Source organism: Devosia sp. SD17-2 (assembly GCF_029201565.1).
Lineage (GTDB): Bacteria > Pseudomonadota > Alphaproteobacteria > Rhizobiales > Devosiaceae > Devosia.
On sequence record NZ_CP104002.1, the window covers coordinates 4,040,707 to 4,055,531 of the forward strand.

General features: G+C 63.2%; 15 protein-coding genes. 2 read left to right on the top strand and 13 right to left on the bottom strand.

What is annotated here, in order from left to right; translation table 11 throughout:
- Positions 1-7: 7 nt before the first annotated feature.
- Positions 8-775, bottom strand: coding sequence for an N-formylglutamate amidohydrolase (locus NYQ88_RS19770; RefSeq protein ID WP_275652774.1), 768 nt, complete (start codon positions 773-775; stop codon positions 8-10).
- Between the two features lie 182 nt (positions 776-957).
- On the opposite strand from NYQ88_RS19770, the gene NYQ88_RS19775 reads away from it, so the two are divergent.
- Positions 958-1,788, top strand: a complete 831-nt coding sequence (locus tag NYQ88_RS19775; RefSeq protein ID WP_275652775.1) for a TIM barrel protein — start codon at positions 958-960, stop codon at positions 1,786-1,788.
- 74 nt (positions 1,789-1,862) lie between these two features.
- Positions 1,863-3,599, top strand: a complete 1,737-nt coding sequence (locus NYQ88_RS19780) for a PAS domain S-box protein (protein ID WP_275652776.1) — start codon at positions 1,863-1,865, stop codon at positions 3,597-3,599.
- On the opposite strand, the gene NYQ88_RS19785 is transcribed toward NYQ88_RS19780, so the two are convergent.
- The 12 genes from NYQ88_RS19785 to NYQ88_RS19840 form a co-directional block, all read right to left on the bottom strand.
- The gene (locus NYQ88_RS19785; protein WP_275652777.1) at positions 3,590-4,348 is read right to left on the bottom strand and encodes an ABC transporter ATP-binding protein; all 759 of its coding nucleotides are present in this window, start codon (positions 4,346-4,348) and stop codon (positions 3,590-3,592) included. The genes NYQ88_RS19780 and NYQ88_RS19785 overlap by 10 nt on opposite strands.
- The gene (locus NYQ88_RS19790; RefSeq protein WP_275652778.1) at positions 4,345-5,334 is read right to left on the bottom strand and encodes an iron chelate uptake ABC transporter family permease subunit; all 990 of its coding nucleotides are present in this window, start codon (positions 5,332-5,334) and stop codon (positions 4,345-4,347) included. Before NYQ88_RS19790 ends, NYQ88_RS19785 begins: the two co-directional genes overlap by 4 nt.
- Positions 5,331-6,293, bottom strand: a complete 963-nt coding sequence (locus NYQ88_RS19795; protein WP_275652779.1) for an iron chelate uptake ABC transporter family permease subunit — start codon at positions 6,291-6,293, stop codon at positions 5,331-5,333. Before NYQ88_RS19795 ends, NYQ88_RS19790 begins: the two co-directional genes overlap by 4 nt.
- Before the next feature lie 68 nt (positions 6,294-6,361).
- Complete coding sequence (locus NYQ88_RS19800) at positions 6,362-7,285, bottom strand: siderophore ABC transporter substrate-binding protein (RefSeq protein ID WP_275652780.1); 924 nt, start codon at positions 7,283-7,285, stop codon at positions 6,362-6,364.
- Positions 7,286-7,402: 117 nt separating this feature from the next.
- Positions 7,403-8,314 (bottom strand): LysR family transcriptional regulator, encoded by a 912-nt coding sequence (locus NYQ88_RS19805; protein WP_275652781.1) that lies wholly within the window; start codon positions 8,312-8,314, stop codon positions 7,403-7,405.
- Positions 8,315-8,340: 26 nt separating this feature from the next.
- Positions 8,341-9,084 (bottom strand): sulfite exporter TauE/SafE family protein, encoded by a 744-nt coding sequence (locus NYQ88_RS19810; RefSeq protein ID WP_275652782.1) that lies wholly within the window; start codon positions 9,082-9,084, stop codon positions 8,341-8,343.
- Between the two features lie 145 nt (positions 9,085-9,229).
- A complete protein-coding gene (locus tag NYQ88_RS19815; protein ID WP_275652783.1) occupies positions 9,230-10,216 on the bottom strand; it encodes a heparan-alpha-glucosaminide N-acetyltransferase in 987 nt (328 codons plus the stop codon).
- 113 nt (positions 10,217-10,329) lie between these two features.
- Complete coding sequence (gene recQ, locus NYQ88_RS19820; protein ID WP_275652784.1) at positions 10,330-12,180, bottom strand: DNA helicase RecQ; 1,851 nt, start codon at positions 12,178-12,180, stop codon at positions 10,330-10,332.
- Between the two features lie 20 nt (positions 12,181-12,200).
- A complete protein-coding gene (locus NYQ88_RS19825; RefSeq protein ID WP_275652785.1) occupies positions 12,201-12,554 on the bottom strand; it encodes a plasmid stabilization protein in 354 nt (117 codons plus the stop codon).
- 195 nt (positions 12,555-12,749) lie between these two features.
- Positions 12,750-13,301, bottom strand: coding sequence for a DNA-3-methyladenine glycosylase (locus NYQ88_RS19830; RefSeq protein WP_275652786.1), 552 nt, complete (start codon positions 13,299-13,301; stop codon positions 12,750-12,752).
- A gap of 137 nt (positions 13,302-13,438) precedes the next feature.
- On the bottom strand, positions 13,439-14,218 hold the full coding sequence (locus NYQ88_RS19835; protein ID WP_275652787.1) for an SDR family oxidoreductase: 780 nt from the start codon (positions 14,216-14,218) through the stop codon (positions 13,439-13,441).
- A gap of 170 nt (positions 14,219-14,388) precedes the next feature.
- Positions 14,389-14,772 (bottom strand): RidA family protein, encoded by a 384-nt coding sequence (locus tag NYQ88_RS19840; RefSeq protein ID WP_275604827.1) that lies wholly within the window; start codon positions 14,770-14,772, stop codon positions 14,389-14,391.
- Positions 14,773-14,825: the final 53 nt, after the last annotated feature.

Sequence of the window (14,825 nt, forward strand, 5' to 3'; positions counted from 1 at the left end):
CGCAGGTCTAGGGCCGCTTGCCTCCGCGTTTGCGGCGGGCCGCCTCCAGACATTCCGCGAGCAGTTCCGCCCAATAGGTCACGCCCTCACGTGACAGGATTTCATCATTGCGCAGCTCGATCATCGTCGCCTCGAGCCCGCGCCCGTCGCCGTGTTTCTCCAGCGTCAGGGTGACGCCGTTGAGCGCGGCATAGGGCTGGTTCCAGCCGATATTGAGATCGGGCTCGGCGGCCGCTAGTGCGTCCCGCAGGGCCTCGGTGAAGCCTGTGTCCCGTCCATGCAGCAGGCCGATCGGCCAAGGCCGGGCAATGCCAAGATAGACCGGGGTGAAGGAATGCATGCAGACCAGTACGGTTTCCATGCCGGCATGCCGTCGCATCTCCAGCAGCCGTTCAATGGCCGTGTGATAGGGCTGATGGAAATGGGCGATGCGGTATTCCCGCTCCTCGGGCGAGAGATTTTCATTGCCCGGAATGCGCGTCGCCTCCGACAGGGTCCAGATCAGGTCCGGTGCATCGAGGTCCCGATTGGGGTCGATGATCAGGCGCGAGATGCCGGACCACACAAGGGGCGCATCGAGCGCATCGGACAGTCCTCGGCTCACCGCCAGCGCACCCGGGTCCCAGGCGATATGGCTGACGCGCTGGACCGGCGTCAGCCCGAGGTCACCATAGGCCTCCGGAATGAAATTGGAGGCGTGGTCGCAGACGATGACAAAGGGCGATGCCCCACGTGCATTGGTCACCGTCACCGCTTTTTCGTTACTGGCGATCATGGTTCCCAAGCATCCTCAAGTCCTTGGTCCCAAGCAGGTGCCCAATCGCCCCCGGAGTCAATATCGAAAAGCGCACCAACCCCAAGCAGTTGCGCGATAAACTCTCGTGCCATCGAAACAATCCCGGTTGCACCTCCGGCGCGGCCATGAAACTCTGTCCCCTGAGGCAGGAGAATAGACTTATGGCCCAGAGTGCTGATCGTATCGCGGTCTCCACCTGGTCGTTGCATCGGCTTTTGGGCACGACCTATCCGCATAATCTCGACAGTGCCGAAATCGGCCCGGGCGAGGATACTTATGGGGAGGGCAGCGAGTCGCTGCTCGGCCTGCCCTCGGTGCTCGCCAACCATGGCTATCACCGGCTGGAAATCGTCTCCTTCCATATGCGCAGCCGTGACCCGGTCTATCTCGGCGAGTTGCGCGACCAGCTCAAAGTCTCCGGGGTCACGCTGCAGACCCTGCTCATCGATGCCGGTGACATTACCGATCCGGTCAACGGCGCGCGCGACACCGCCTGGATCTCGGGCTGGGTCGAGGTGGCCAATGAGCTTGGCGCACAAAACGCCCGCATCATTGCCGGCAAGCAGGCGCCGACGCCCGAGACCATCGATCGCTCTGTCACCGCGCTGCGCCAGCTGGCCGATCGCAATGCCGGCTCGTCGGTGCGGCTCGTCACCGAAAACTGGCTGGCGCTCCTTTCCAGCCCCGGCGTGGTGCATGAAGTGCTCGACCGGCTTGAGGGCCGCATCGGTCTTCTCGGCGATTTCGGCAACTGGACGGGCGAGGACAAACACGAGGCCCTGGCCTCCATCTTGCCGCGGGCCGAGCTCTGCCACGCCAAGGCGAGCTTCGTTTCGGGCCAGCTCGACGAGGCCGACTATGGCACCTGCCTCTCGGTCGCCGAGGATGCCGGCTATGCCGGGCCCTATACGTTGATCTTTGATGCAGACCACCCGAGCGAATGGAACGGTCTCTCCGCTGAACGCGACTTCATCCTGTCCCGCCTCGCGTGAGGGACCGGCGTTAACGGAAATCTGAACATCAATCTTAATTCGCCTGTTACCCCCCCTCCGTCATGGTGACCGTCATGGGACCGCCACGTACGACATTACCTGTCGCCGGCCAGAACCAGCGGGGGGATCCCTCCGCGGCGGAGGCCGCCCGCGCCTTTGATCAACTGCCCTTCGGCATGTTGCTGGTCGATGCCGCCGGCGCCATCAGGCACGCCAACCCGGCCTGCGCCGAACTGCTCGGGCACGCGCCCGCGGACCTGACGCGCCAGACGCTCGCAGACCTCATCCACCCTTCCGATGAGAGTGCGCTCGACCTTCAATTCGAGCGGCTGGTGCGCGGGGAAATTTCCTCCCTCCACGGCGAGCATCGCTTCAGCCACGCAGATGCGAGCCCGCTATGGGTGCAGGTCGGTGCGCGCTCCTTCGAGAGCGCGGACGATACGTCGCTGTTCGTTCTGCAGCTGGCCAATATCGAGACGCACAAGAAGGCCGAGGAAGCGCTTATCTACACCGAAAAGCGCTGGCGCTTTGCACTCCAGAGCGCCCGCCAGGGCGTTTGGGATTATGACTACCGCACCGACAGCATTTTCTATTCCGACGGCTGGCGAAGGATTCGTGGCTATAGCCCCGACGAATGGGTCGACGGCGCCACCGCCGCCTGGCACTCCAGGATCCACCCGGACGATCTGCCTGTCGTGAAGGCCAATATCGACCGCCAGGAACAGAGCGATGATACCTTCGAGGGGCTCGAATATCGCGAACGGCGCAAGGACGGTTCCTATGTCTGGATCCTGAGCCGCGGTCGCGCCGTCGAATGGACCGACGCCGGCGAGCCGTTGCGCACCATCGGCACCGATACCGACATCACCCATCTCAAGATGGTCGAGCAGGAACTGGACAGGGAAAAAGAGCGCCTGCGCATCATCCTGTCCTCCGTCGCCGACGGCATGATCTCGGTCGATGCCGAGGGCCGTGTCGACTTCATGAACGCCGCCGCCGAACAGCTGACCGGGGTCAGCGCCGCGGCCGCCCGTGGAGAGCCGATCGAAGCCATTTTCCGGCTTCAGGACCACACCTCAGGCGCGCCCATGGACTGTCCGGTGCGCAGCTCCCTCGCGCAAGGCTTGCCCATTCGCGTCGAGGACGATGCCGAGCTCATCAGCCATGACGGCACGAGGCGCGATATCCGCTGCACTGCCGCTCCCGTTCTCGGCAGCGCCGATGACGTCCTCGGGGCCGTGCTGATCTTCCAGGACATGACCCAGAGCCGGGCGCTGCAGCGTCAACTGGCGCATACGGCCAGTCACGACCCTCTGACCGATCTGACCAATCGCGCTGCCTTCGAGAAGGCACTGGCCCGAACCATCGCCGAGGCGCGCGAGACAGGAAAGCCATCCTGCCTGATCTTTATCGACCTTGATCACTTCAAGCCCGTCAATGACACCGCGGGCCACGCCGCGGGCGATGCGCTGCTCAAGAGGGTCGCCCAGACCATCCGCGACTGCTGCCGCAGCCACGACACCGTGGCACGCATCGGCGGCGACGAGTTCGCCGTCATTCTCGACTGCTGCCCCGAGGAAAACGGCCTGCAGGTGGGCCAAAAAATCGTGCGGGCGATCAGCGCGCTCGCCTTCGACTGGGGAGGAAAGACCCATCGCGTTTCGGCCAGCGCCGGGCTGACCATCATCACGCCCGAGCCACCCTCAGCCATCGGCTTTCTGGGCGAGGCGGATGCCGCCTGCTATCCGGCCAAGGCCGAAGGGCGCGGGCGCATCATTTCCTACGGTGAGGCGATCGCCGGTCAGCCGTAATAGACGGAGATCAGCTGGCCGCCGATCTCGTGCACATTGATGTCCATCTCATAGATCGGATTGAGCACGTCGGGGCGGATGATGTCCTTGACCGGGCCCTGCGCCGCCACCTTGCCCAGCTTCATGGCCACGATGTGGTCCGAATACCAGGAGGCGAAATTGATGTCGTGCAACACCAGCACGACCGTCTTGCCGAGTTCGTCGGCCGCCTGGCGCACCAGTTTCATCATGCCCATGGCATGTTTCATGTCGAGATTGTTGAGCGGCTCGTCGAGCAGCACATAGTCGGTGTCCTGGGCCAGGACCATGGCGACAAAGGCGCGCTGGCGCTGGCCACCCGACAATTCGTCGAGATATCGAGCCGAGAGCGGCTCGAGGTCGAGATAGCGGATCGCCCGGTCGATATGCTCCTTGTCCCCGGCATTCAGACGCCCCTTGGAATGGGGATAGCGTCCGAAGGAGACGAGGTCATAGACGGTCAGCCGCGCCGTCATGTGATTGTCCTGGCGCAGGATCGAGAGCTTCTTGGCGAGGTCGTCGCTCTTCGCCCGCGTCACATCCAGCCCGCCAATGGTCACGCTGCCCTTGTCCATCGCCATGAGGCGGCTGACCATGGAAAGAAGGGTCGACTTGCCGGCGCCATTGGGGCCGATGATCGAGGTTACCCCGCCCTGTGGCAGTTCGAGGGTTACCCCGTCGACGACGCAGGAGGTGCCGTAATTCTTGGTGACGCCTTGGGTGATGATCATCGGGCAGATTTCCTCAGCACGAGGGCAATAAAGACGACGCCGCCCAAAAACTCGATGATGATCGAGAGCGCGGTGTCAAAGGCGAAGACACGTTCCAGCAGCGTCTGGCCGCCAACCAGTGCGATGATCCCGAGAAGGATCGAAGCTGGCAGCACATAGCGATGCAGGGAATTGCCGATAAGCGAATGGGCGAGCGTCACCACCAGCAGGCCGAAGAACGTCACCGGGCCGACCAGCGCCGTCGACACCGACACAAGGATCGACACCAAGATCAGAATGATGGCCACGGTGCGCTTGTAGTCGACGCCCAGATTGATGGCGTGGGCGCGCCCCAGATTGAGCACGTCATAGACATGCATCATGCGGAAGGCAAAGACACTGACCACACCAACGATGACGCAGGAAATGCCCAGCAGCGACGGGTCGGTGGTGGCAAAGCTGGCGAACAGCGTGTCCTGCAGCACGTTGAAGGCGCCGGGGTCCATCATGCGCTGCATGAGGTTGGAAAACGATCGGAACAGCGTGCCGAAGATGATGCCGACCAGCACCAGGAGATGCAGGCTCCGCTCTTCCCCGAGAAACAACCAGCGGAACAGGAACCCCGAGAAGGCGACCATGGCAATCAGGGAGAACAGGAATTGCCATTCCGCGCTGATCGAGGTCAGCGCCCCGACGCCGAGGAAGAAAACGATGGACGTTTTGATCAGCACGTAGAGCGCATCAAAGCCCATGATCGATGGGGTCAGGATGCGGTTGTTGGTGACGGTCTGGAACAACACGGTCGACACCGCCACCGAATAGGCGACGAGCAGGAGGCCGAGCAGTTTCTTGCCCCGGAAGGGCAGCACAAAACTCCAGCTGCCCTTGGCGCCGAGCGTCATGAACAGCACGACCGAAAGCACCGCCAGCACGGCGAGGGCGATCAGCACCCAGACCGGACGGGAGAGGCGCGAGAGCGGGGAAGAGGACACGATCTCGGTGCTCATTTGGCGCCTCGCGGCGTGCGCAGCAGCAGATAGAGGAACAGCATCGAGCCGACCACGCCCATCACCACGGAAATCGGGATTTCATAGGGGTAACGGATGAGCCGGCCGACAATATCGCAGGCCAGCACCATGCCGGCGCCGCCGACGGCAACCCAGGGCACGGTGCGGCGCATATTGTCGCCGATCAGCATGCTGACAACGTTCGGCACGATCAGCCCAAGGAAGGGGATCGACCCCACCGACACCAGCACCACGGCGCTGACGACCGATACGATGACCAGCCCGAGGATCATTACCGAGCGATGATTGAGCCCCAGATTGGTGGTGAAATCCTTGCCCATGCCGGCGACGGTAAAGCGGTCCGCCGCGATATAGGCGAGGATGCAACCGGCCAGACCAAACCACATCAGCTCATAGCGCCCGCGCAGCACGCCGGAGAAATCGCCCATGTTCCAGGCCAGCATCGATCCCATGAGGCTGGTTCGATAAGCGATGAAGGCGCCGATCGCGCCGACAATACCACCGAGCATGATGCCCACCAGCGGCACCAGCAGCACGTCGCGCAGCGGCACAGCGCGCAGCACCCGCAGGAACAGGGCCGTGCCACCCAGGGCAAAGAGGGCCGCCACGGCCATCTTGGCCATCAGGGGCCAACCGGGCGCAAAGATCGTCACCACGAGAAAACCCAGCGCCGCAGATTCGCTCGTGCCCGTGGTGCCGGGCTCGACGAAGCGGTTGCGCACGATCATCTGCATGACGAGGCCCGAAATAGCCATCGAGGCGCCTGCAAGGACCAGCGCAACGGTGCGCGGAATGCGGCTTATGAGGAGAACTTCGCCGGGACGGCCTTCCCAGCCACCAGACAGCAAAGACGCCAGCGAAACATCGCTGACGCCAACAAAGAGGCTGACAATCGCAAGGGCGATTGTGATGATCATTCCGGCAATAAGCGCAGGCACTGAAAAGTCCGGTCTATAAAATGCAGCAAGACCCGGCGGCCGAGGCCGCCAGGCCCTGAATTATGGAATTACTTCTGAAGGCCGGCGATAACCTGGTCAAGCAGAAGGGTCACAGCCTGATAGCCATTCATGGTGATATAGGCAGCCTGAGCGTCGAGATAAACGATCTGACCTTCCTTGGCGGCAGTGGTCTGGTTGAACAGCTCATTGTCGAGCAGGGCCTGTGCGGCGCCAGTGTTCTCGGTGGTGCCGGCATCGCGGTCGACAACGAAGACCCAGTCCGGATTCACTTCGAGCAGGAATTCGAAGGTCACCGCGTCGCCACCGTGATCGCCGTCCTTGACGCTATCGAGAGCCGACGGCATGCCGACTTCGTTATAGACCCAGGACACGCGGCTATCTGGACCATAGACGCCGAGCTTGCCGGCATTGGTCACGAGCACGAGGGCCGTGCCCTTGCCTTCGGCAGCAGCCTTGGCGTCAGCAACCTTTGCATCCACATTGGCGATCAGCTCGGCAGCCTTGTCCTGCTTGTCGAAGATTTCGCCAAGCTTGGTCAGGTTTTCCTTGAGGCCATCGATGATCGCCGTGTTGTTCACGCTCAGATCAATGGTCGGCAGGATGTCCTTGCCGGTTTCGTAAGCAGCAGCGGAACGGCCGGAGACGAAGTACACGTCGGCTTCGGAGGCGGCGATGCCTTCAAAGTCGGGTTCGAACAGCGAGCCGAGCGGCAGGACATCGGCGGGGATCGCGTCTGCCAGATAGCCCGGAGCGTTCGAGGACGGCACGCCGGCGACGGGAACGCCGAGAGCGGCCAGATTGTCGAGCGTGGCCCAATCCTGCACCAGCACCTTGGCCGGCACGCCGCTGATCGTGGTTTCACCCTGTGCATGGGTAATGACTTTGTCCTGCGCAAATGCGGCGGGGGTCAGGGCCATGGTGCCGGCGATCAGCGCGGCTGCCAGAGAAGATGTGCGGAAAAGCGTCGTCATGGAACGGTCCAATCGAATTTCTTGCATCGACGCGCCTAAAGATGAGGGCGCTTGTCCAGTTCACTAACGAGGCTGTTTTCCGGAGTCAAAGAAAATGTGAGGTATAAAGTCCGAATATCAGGACGAAGGCGCATAAGTCTCTGCGCACAGAGCGATAAAGCTCTTCATCGCCGCCGAAAGCGGGCTCGATTTGCGTCGCGCCACCAGCAGCTGGCGCATGGCCCAGGTCTCGGCGAGCGGGGCGCAGACGAGGTCGGTCCCGGCGAGCAGATGCAGGCTGGTGGAGCGCAGGAAGCCGATGCCGAACCCGGCTTCCACCATGCGCACGAGGGCCGGAAAGCTCTCGACCCGCAGCGTCTCATTGATGGTCTTGCCGATGCCCCCGGCCGATTCACCGAGCAGGCGATCGAGCGAGCCGGTGTGGTGCACGCTGACGATGTCATAGGGGAGTGCGGCGGCAAAGGAGATGGCCTTGCGCGGCTCGATCTGTTCGGCCAGAGGGTGATCGGGCGGCGCCAGGACCCAGACCCGCTCGTCCTCGAAGGGCCTGATTTCAAACCGGGTGAAATCGTAATTGTCGGAGACGATGGCGACATCGGCCCGTCCCTCGTCGAGCGCCAGCAGCGCCTTGGCCGCGCCCATTTCGCCGATTGAAATGGAGATGCCGGGATATTTCTGGGCGTATTTTGCCAGCAGTTCGGGCAGGCGCCCCGTGAGCGCCGAGCCGGTGCAGGCAAGGCGCAGGCTCCCCTTCTGGCCGGCGCTGAAATCGGCCATCGAGGCGTCGAGATCGGCAATGGCGCGCAGCACGGTGCGGCAGCCCTCGGCATAAGCCTCCCCGGCCGTCGTCAGCTTCACGCCATGGGCCGAACGGTCAAACAGAACCACGCCGAGGCGCGCTTCGAGGTCGGACACACGGCGACTGACGGCGGAGGATGCAATCCCCTCGCGCTCGGCGGCGCGCCCGATCGAGCCGGTTTCGGCCAGAAGCAAGATAAGGCGGGCTGTAACGCTGTCGAATGATGCCATGGAGTCTCCTGCCGGCACCATAACGATCAAGCCGGAAGGAGCAAGGACAAGCCGCGCAGGAGATAAAAAATGCCGATGAAAGTCACAATCCAGCGGGTCCACGCGCGGAAGCCGGCGTCGGAAAGCCGCTGCAGGATGTGATAGCCGAGACTGGTGCCGGCGATGGCAAAGGGCGCCGCCACCAGCACGATCAGCCAGTCACCGGCGACCATGGCCGAGGCCGCCGCGCCGTAGAACACGACTTTTGCAGCGTGTGAAACCACCTGCGTCGCCGCCTTGGTGGCGACTATGGTGCGGCGGTCCATCTGGGTGCGGATAAAGAAGATATCCACGGTCGGCCCGGACACACCCACGGCCAGGTTGAGCCCACCGCCGAAGAGGCCACAGAGAAAGGCATGGAGGGGCTTGCTGGCATCGAGCGCCAGCCAGTCTTTTGGGATCCACACCAGAATGGGCATCAGCCCGATGGCGATGCAGACCGTGGCGAGGTCAGGGGTATAGCGCAGGATAAACAGCAGGATCGCCGCCGCGACCAGCCCCACGCAGATCATGCCCAGAATGCGCCAGTCGATATATTTTCGCGACAAAAAAGCCCGCGAACCATTGGCGACGATCTGGATCGCCCCTTGCACCGCAATCGCCGTCGCCACCGGCAGCACAGTGAGCAACGCCGCCAACAGCACCAGCCCTCCGGCCATGCCGAACACCCCCGACAGGGTCGAGGTGAAGAGAACGGCGATGGCGACGAAACCATAGAGAAGCAAGGACATAGCCCTCATTGACCGCCCGGCGCCATTCCCGCCAGCACTGCTTTGGCATGGGCCCATGCCGCCCAACTCTTTCTTGCCTCCCTCCCCCTTGTGGGGAGGGTAGCAAAGCTCGGCCGTCAGGCCGTAGCGGCGCTGGGGTGGGGGCCTACTGTGTCGCCGCCGGGGTCCCCAGCAGGTCCGGATAGATCAGCGCCGAGCATTGCCGGTTGTTTTCATCGAGCTTTGCCTGCTCATCGGCATTGAGCACGCCCGCATAAACCGGGTCCCACAGCCCATCTTCCGTCAGCCCCGCCATGCCGCACTGGCAATAGGTGGTGCAGAGCGGGGCGCTGGTGCCGCCGCCTTCGCAGGTGACCTGACAGGAGCGCAGGAAATCGGCCTCGCGCAGCGTATCCTGGGTGCCCAGCAGCATGGAGAGCGGCACCACGACAGCCAGCAGCACCGGCTGATGGACGAGATAAAACGGCAGGCTCCACCGCCCCAGCCAGGCCATCGCCTTGCCCAGCCGCCCGGTCACCGGGATTGCGGCCAGCCGCGGCAGCACGAGCTTTTTGCCCAGCCGTGTCGCGATCACCCCCAACAGCACCACGCCGAACCAGGGAAAAACGGGGACGAGATCATTGGTCACCGGCGGCTCGACCCAGAACCCCAGCCAGGAGAAGAGTTTTTCATTGAACAGGGGATGGCTGAAGAACCAGGGTGGAACGATGAAAAGCGCTGCCACCAAGGCACTCACCCACACCGGCGCAAACAAGAACGGCAGCGTCAGCAGCATGAAGAGCGCAATGGCATGGAGCACGCCGAAATAGACAAAGCTCTCCGGAAAGGTCAGCCAGGTCCCGAGCGTATTCGCCAGCGCCCCGCCAAACACGAACAGCCAGCGCCGCCAGAACCCCTTCCAGCGCATACCCTCGCCATGGCCGAGGACCAGCCCCACCCCGACGAGAAACAGGAATGCAAACAGGATCGAGCGGGCAAAAAACACCCAGCGCGGATCAAACCCCACATCCCAGCCCACAAAACCGAAATACCAGAGATCCCAGCACAAATGATAGATCGCCATGGCCAGAATGGCGACGCCCCGCGCCACGTCGATCACGGGCAGTCTGGGCTTTCTGGCGGTTTCAGACATTCTGGCTCCCTTAACCCCTCACACCCCTCACCCTAACCCTCGCCCCTCCGGGGAGAGGGTTAGGGTGAGGGGCCGTTCGTCATGACAGCGACGCTCGAATGGCAATCACGCCATCAATCGCCGTCATATCCCCGCACAACGGCCAAAAAATCCTCGCCGTAACGATCGAGCTTGCCCTGCCCCACGCCGGGCAGATTGAGCATGTCGTGCGGGTGCCGCGGCTGCGCCAGCGCCATGGCCCGCAGCGTCGCATCGTGGAAAATCACATAGGGCGGCACGCCCTGGCTCTTGGCGATCCTCAGCCGCGCCGCGCGCAGCGCGTCGAACAGGCCCCGCGCATGGTCGGGAATATCGATGGTCCGCGCCAGCTGGCGGCGAACCTCCACCGCCTTTTTCGGCCGGTCCTTGCGGAAAGTGACGATGCGCTCGCGCTTGAACACGGCGCGCGCTTCCTCGCCCAGCACCAGCGCACCGTGGCTGGCGTGGTCCACCATGACGAGGCCCATCGCCGTCAGCTGCCGCAGCACCGATTGCCAGGCCTTTGCATCGAGCTCGCGCCCCTGGCCGAACACCGGCTGGTTCTGGTGCCCAAAACGGGTGACCTTCTCGGTCTCCTTGCCCACCAGCACGTCGATGACATGAGCCGCGCCGAAGCGCTGGCCAGTCCGATAGATCGCCGCCAGCGCCTTGATCGCCGCTTCCGTGCCATCCCAGCTTTCGACCGGCGAGCGGCAGGTATCGCAATTACCGCAATTGCCCGGGTGGCTTTCGCCAAAATGGTTGAGGATGGCCTTGCGGCGACATTCGGCGGTTTCGCAGACGCCGAGCAACGCATTAAGCTTGCCGTGCTCGAGGCGTTTTACCTCATCGGGGGCCCCGCCCTCGTCGATCATGCGCCGGCGCTGCACGACGTCGGCCATGCCATAGCTCATCCAGGCATCGGCCGGCTGGCCATCGCGCCCAGCGCGACCGGTCTCCTGATAGTAAGCCTCGATGGAGGACGGCAGATCCATATGCGCGACATAGCGCACGTCGGGCTTGTCGATGCCCATGCCGAAGGCCACCGTCGCCACAAGGCACAGACCCTCATCCTTGAGGAAAGCGTCCTGATTGGCGCTGCGCATCTCGGCCGGCATGCCCGCATGATAGGGCAGCGCCCTGATCCCCTTGCCCGAGAGCCATTCGGCCACGTCCTCGACCTTGGCGCGGGAAAGGCAATAGACAATGCCGCTCTCGCCCTTGTGGCCCGAGAGAAAGTCCAGCAGCTGGTCGCGCGGCTTGTCGCGCTCGACGATGGAATAGGAAATATTGGGCCGGTCGAAGCTGGTGGTAAAGACCCGCGCCTGCTCGAGCCCCAGGCGCTCGATGATATCCTCGCGCGTCGTCGGATCGGCCGTGGCGGTCAGCGCAATGCGCGGCACGCCGGGATAGAGTTCGACGAGATGAATAAGCTCGCGATATTCGGGCCGGAAATCATGACCCCACTGGCTCACGCAGTGCGCCTCATCGATGGCAAAGAGCGAGATATCGACGCCCGAAAGCATATTGGCAAAGCCCGGCGTCGCCACGCGTTCGGGCGCCACATAGAGGAGGTCGAGTTCCCCGCGCCGCAATTTACGCCGGACTTCTGCGGATTCTTCAGCGGAAAGCGAGGAGTTGAGCGCCGCCGCCGCCACGCCAGCCTGGCGCAGTGCCTCGACCTGATCGCGCATCAGCGCAATCAGCGGCGAAACGACAATACCCACGCCATGCCGGCAAATGGCCGGGATCTGGAAGCACATGGATTTGCCGGCGCCGGTGGGAAACAACACCACCGCATCGCCGCCCTCGACCAGATGGTCGATCACATCGCCCTGCTGCCCGCGAAATCCCTTGTGGCCGAAAATATCGCGCAGAACCGCTAGCGGCGAAGGCCGCTCCGGGCGTTGGGGCGAAAACAGATCGTATGACTCAAGGGCTTCCACGCTCCCCTTGAATCACGCGGTCAGCGGCCTTGCAACATCACAAAGCCGCCAGCCGCATTAATGATGGCAGAATGCTCGGCATTGCGCTTGCGTGTCGCAGCGGCCTTGTTGGCCGAGGCCGAACGCTCTGCCGCAGAACGGCTGGCCGAGGCCTCGGCGCCCTTCTTGCCACCCTTGTGCGCTGCCGGATGGCCGGTATCTTTGCCGCGGCCCGAGCCCGATTTCTTGCCGCCGCCATCGTCCTTGTTGACGGTCGCCCAAGCGCGGCTTTCGGCCTCGTCCTTGGACACGCCCTTCTTCTCGTAGCCTTCCTCGATATGCTCGGCCTTGCACTTCTGCTTGTCTGTATAGGCGCTCTTGTCACCCTGGGGCATGTTCGCCTCCCTTCCTGAAAAGGAAACGGAAGGGTGCGCGGATGGGATAGAGGCTCGGCTGCCATTTCGTTGGCCGGGCGGGGAAACCGGAAAAACCCATCCCGTTCCTCATGCCATCGCGTCCGGTTGACACGCGTCACCCTTCGCAGGGACTACAATGGCTTCGGCGGCGCCCGGTTGCCCTTCCAACCGAGGTTAGTGGAGCGGCCGGCTGAGATAGGGCGAGCCCTTGAGCACAAAACGCCAGGGCGTCTCCGCCCCCTTGGTAATGCCGATGCGCCTGCCGGTCGCAACGCTCTGTCGCTCGGTTGCCGCCGTTATCGCGAAGGGTGGGGCGTCGAGCGGCAATCCATTCTGGTCGAGATCGAGCCCCAGCGCCTGGGCCAGTTTTCCCGGCCCCGAGCACAGCTGCTTTTCGACCACCCCGCCCCGCCGCTCGTGCATCTCCGCCAATCCATCCGTCGGCCGCAACGCGCGGATCAGCACCGCACTCCCCGGCTTACAGACGAAGTTGAGGCAATAATGAATGCCATAGATCTTGTAGACATAGGCGTGCCCAGCCGGCCCGAACATGGCGGCGTTGCGCGGCGTCGGTCCGCGAAAACTATGCGAGGCCGGATCGCTCTCGTCATAGGCCTCCACCTCGACAATCTCCCCGCCCACCCCATCGACCAGCAGTTTTGCCCCGATCAGTTCGGACGCAATGTCAAGAACCGGCCGATCAAAGAAGTCGCGAGACAGGATCATCAGCTGCTCCAAATACCCCCCGACCTCCCCCTCAGAGGGGGAGGAACTCATCGTGCCCCCCAAAGCCCGCCACACCCCCGATGCGTCCCTCCCCCTTCTTCAGGGGGAGGTTAGGTGGGAGTCTCTCGCCCCAGAAACTACTTCTTCCGCACCACCTCATCGACAAACCGCAGATTCCCAGCGGTCAGCCCGGCATCTACCGGCAGCAACGCCCCGGTGATCCCCGAGGCTGCATCCGAACACAAAAACACCGCCGCATTGGCCACTTCGGTTGGGTCGACCATGCGCCCCAACGGATAGTGCGGCAGCACATTGTCGAGCACGCTCGGATCGGCTTCCAGCCGATGGTCCCAGGCCGGCGTGCGCACCGAGCCGGGCGCCACCACATTGGCGCGTACGCCTTGCCCGCCGCGCTCCACGGCAATGGCCTTGGCATAGGCGACGAGGCCAGCCTTGGCGGCTGAATAGGCGGGATTGCCATAGTGGGCGATGGCATTGACCGAGGAAATGAACACCAGAGCGCCCTTGCCGCGGATCGCCATGGCCGCCACGATCGGGTCGGTCAGCGCATAGGCTCCATTGAGGTTGATCGCCATCTCGCTGGCCCAGACATCGTCATCGACCTGATCGAGGTTTTCCGCCCGGGTAAATCCAGCATTGGCCACCACCGCATCGGGCGCGCCATGGGCCGAAATATAGGCATCGATGGTGGCCCGCGTCGCCTTGGCATCAGCCTGATCGAAGATGATCATATCGGCCAGCGGCAGTCCCTCGAGCGCCTTGGCTTCGCGATCCGCCCCGATCACCGCGGCCCCAGCCTCGTGAAACACGTTTACCATCGAGCGCCCGATACCGCCCCCCGCTCCGGTAATCAGCACCGTTTTTCCATCCAGCCGGAACGGCGATGTTTCTGTCATTTGGCTTCCCTCATTCTCCCTTGGGGGTGGTTCACACCCCCACCCAACCTCCCCCTGGCAGGGGGAGGGGTCTTTCAGTGGCTCACCGAAATCTCAGCGTATTCGATCGGTCGCTCCCCCTCTCAGGGGGAGGCTAGGTGGGGGTTATTTCCACCACCAGGGAAGCCGCCTCACGGCCCCTTATAGGCCACCAGATCGATCTCGACCTTGCAGTCCACCATCATCCGGCTCTGCACGCAGGCGCGGGCGGGCGGATGCTCGCCGAAATAGCTCTTGTAGACGCCGTTAAAGCTCCAGAAATCGCGCGGATCATCGAGCCATACGCCAACCCGCACCACATGCTCGAGCCCGTAGTCCGCCTCTTTCAAAATCGCGAGCAGGTTCTGGATGGTCAGGTGCGTCTCGTCGACGATGTTGCCCTTGACGATCTCGCCATCCTTCATCGCCACCTGGCCCGACACATAGAGCCAGCCGCCGGCCTCCACCGCACGCGCAAAGGGCAGGCTCTGTCCACCGGCCCCAGCCTTTTCGGCACCATATCTCTTGATCGGCATTGCGCATCTCCCTGCCCGTTTTGAAATTGAGTTTCTTTTATCGCCCCGCAGGC

What these genes read in the sequence shown, in the direction of transcription:
- NYQ88_RS19770 (WP_275652774.1), bottom strand. Translation starts at nt 775, where the DNA reads ATGATCGCCAGTAACGAAAAAGCGGTGACGGTGACCAATGCACGTGGG.
- NYQ88_RS19775 (WP_275652775.1), top strand. Translation starts at nt 958, where the DNA reads ATGGCCCAGAGTGCTGATCGTATCGCGGTCTCCACCTGGTCGTTGCAT.
- NYQ88_RS19780 (WP_275652776.1), top strand. Translation starts at nt 1,863, where the DNA reads ATGGGACCGCCACGTACGACATTACCTGTCGCCGGCCAGAACCAGCGG.
- NYQ88_RS19785 (WP_275652777.1), bottom strand. Translation starts at nt 4,348, where the DNA reads ATGATCATCACCCAAGGCGTCACCAAGAATTACGGCACCTCCTGCGTC.
- NYQ88_RS19790 (WP_275652778.1), bottom strand. Translation starts at nt 5,334, where the DNA reads ATGAGCACCGAGATCGTGTCCTCTTCCCCGCTCTCGCGCCTCTCCCGT.
- NYQ88_RS19800 (WP_275652780.1), bottom strand. Translation starts at nt 7,285, where the DNA reads ATGACGACGCTTTTCCGCACATCTTCTCTGGCAGCCGCGCTGATCGCC.
- NYQ88_RS19805 (WP_275652781.1), bottom strand. Translation starts at nt 8,314, where the DNA reads ATGGCATCATTCGACAGCGTTACAGCCCGCCTTATCTTGCTTCTGGCC.
- NYQ88_RS19810 (WP_275652782.1), bottom strand. Translation starts at nt 9,084, where the DNA reads ATGTCCTTGCTTCTCTATGGTTTCGTCGCCATCGCCGTTCTCTTCACC.
- NYQ88_RS19815 (WP_275652783.1), bottom strand. Translation starts at nt 10,216, where the DNA reads ATGTCTGAAACCGCCAGAAAGCCCAGACTGCCCGTGATCGACGTGGCG.
- NYQ88_RS19825 (WP_275652785.1), bottom strand. Translation starts at nt 12,554, where the DNA reads ATGCCCCAGGGTGACAAGAGCGCCTATACAGACAAGCAGAAGTGCAAG.
- NYQ88_RS19830 (WP_275652786.1), bottom strand. Translation starts at nt 13,301, where the DNA reads ATGATCCTGTCTCGCGACTTCTTTGATCGGCCGGTTCTTGACATTGCG.
- NYQ88_RS19835 (WP_275652787.1), bottom strand. Translation starts at nt 14,218, where the DNA reads ATGACAGAAACATCGCCGTTCCGGCTGGATGGAAAAACGGTGCTGATT.
- NYQ88_RS19840 (WP_275604827.1), bottom strand. Translation starts at nt 14,772, where the DNA reads ATGCCGATCAAGAGATATGGTGCCGAAAAGGCTGGGGCCGGTGGACAG.